The sequence below is a fragment of the Paraburkholderia sp. SIMBA_054 genome (genome assembly GCF_046534875.1).
GTDB classification, from domain to species: Bacteria; Pseudomonadota; Gammaproteobacteria; order Burkholderiales; family Burkholderiaceae; genus Paraburkholderia; species Paraburkholderia hospita.
Map to the genome: position 1 here is coordinate 1 of NZ_JAWRXV010000181.1, position 1,129 is coordinate 1,129.

2 protein-coding genes are annotated in these 1,129 nt (G+C 58.4%); both read right to left on the minus strand.

Going from position 1 to position 1,129, the window contains the following annotated elements; genetic code table 11:
* On the minus strand, nucleotides 1-472 hold a 472-nt coding region (locus SB822_RS54615; RefSeq protein ID WP_410858789.1), incomplete at its 3' end, for an NADPH-dependent F420 reductase.
* 102 nt (nucleotides 473-574) lie between these two features.
* Nucleotides 575-1,129, minus strand: a 555-nt coding sequence (locus tag SB822_RS54620) for an SDR family NAD(P)-dependent oxidoreductase (protein WP_410858790.1), incomplete at its 5' end; no start/stop codon positions are given.

Sequence of the window (1,129 nt, forward strand, 5' to 3'; positions counted from 1 at the left end):
CAGCGACCGGTGCCACCGCATTTTCGTCATCGCTCGACAAAAAAACGACGCGGCTTCCGCCATTCACGCTCGGATCAGCGGCCAGGGCGGCAGCAGGCAGATGGTTAAAGCCCTTTACGAACCTGGCGCCGGCAAACGCCTTGGCGACAACCGCGGCCGGCGGCTGACCCTCCAGGTCTTCAACGGGAACACCAAAAGCATTTGTCGTGTCGATGATCGTCTTGCCCTGCCAGGTTGTGATCTGCTTCGCGACTTCGCGATGTTCCCAAAACGGAACCGCGAGGAAGATGGTGTCGGACGCGATTGCATCCTGCAGCGTCCCGGGGACAACGGTGGGGCCGATCGCTCGTGCCTGTTGCATCAACGTCTCGGGAGGGCGCCGGCTGGCGACGGTCACATCGATGTTCTTTCTTGCAAACGCTCGGGCGAGCGCCTGGCCTACCGCGCCAAAGCCAATAATCGAATAGTTCATGCGAACTCTCCATTCAGTATTGTAAGGAATCCGTATTTATCGACATAAATCAGATCACCTTCGTCGAGTTGAAAGATCCTTCTACACGCTTTCGGCGCGATTTCAGATGGCCGAGAAGCCGCCGTCGACAGACAACTCCACCCCATTCACGAAGCTCGAATCGTCTGAAGCAAGAAACAGCGCGACCGTCGCAATTTCCTCAGGACGACCCATCTTTCCCCGCGGGATCAGGGATTCGAACATCCGCTTCGCCTCCTCGGTGAGAACCTGGTCCTGCATCGGCGTGGCGATCGGCCCCGGGCTCAGCACGTTCACCCGGATATTCCTGCCCTTCAGTTCGTTAAGCCAAGTGCGTGCGAATGAGCGCAACGCCGCCTTGCTCGCCGAATACACGCCATAACCAGGAAAACCTTTCACCGACGCAACTGACCCGGTCATGAAGATCGATCCGCCATCGTTGAACAGCGGCAACGCCTTCTGAACCGTAAACAGCGTTCCGCGCGTATTCAGACCGAAGGTCGCATCGAAGTGCTGCTCGGTAATCTCACCCAGAGGGACGGCTTCGCCCGTGCCTGCGCTCGCGAACAGGATGTCGATCTTGCCCTTTTCCCGCTTGACTGTTTCGAACAGGCGGTCGAGGTCGTCTAGATTGGCCCC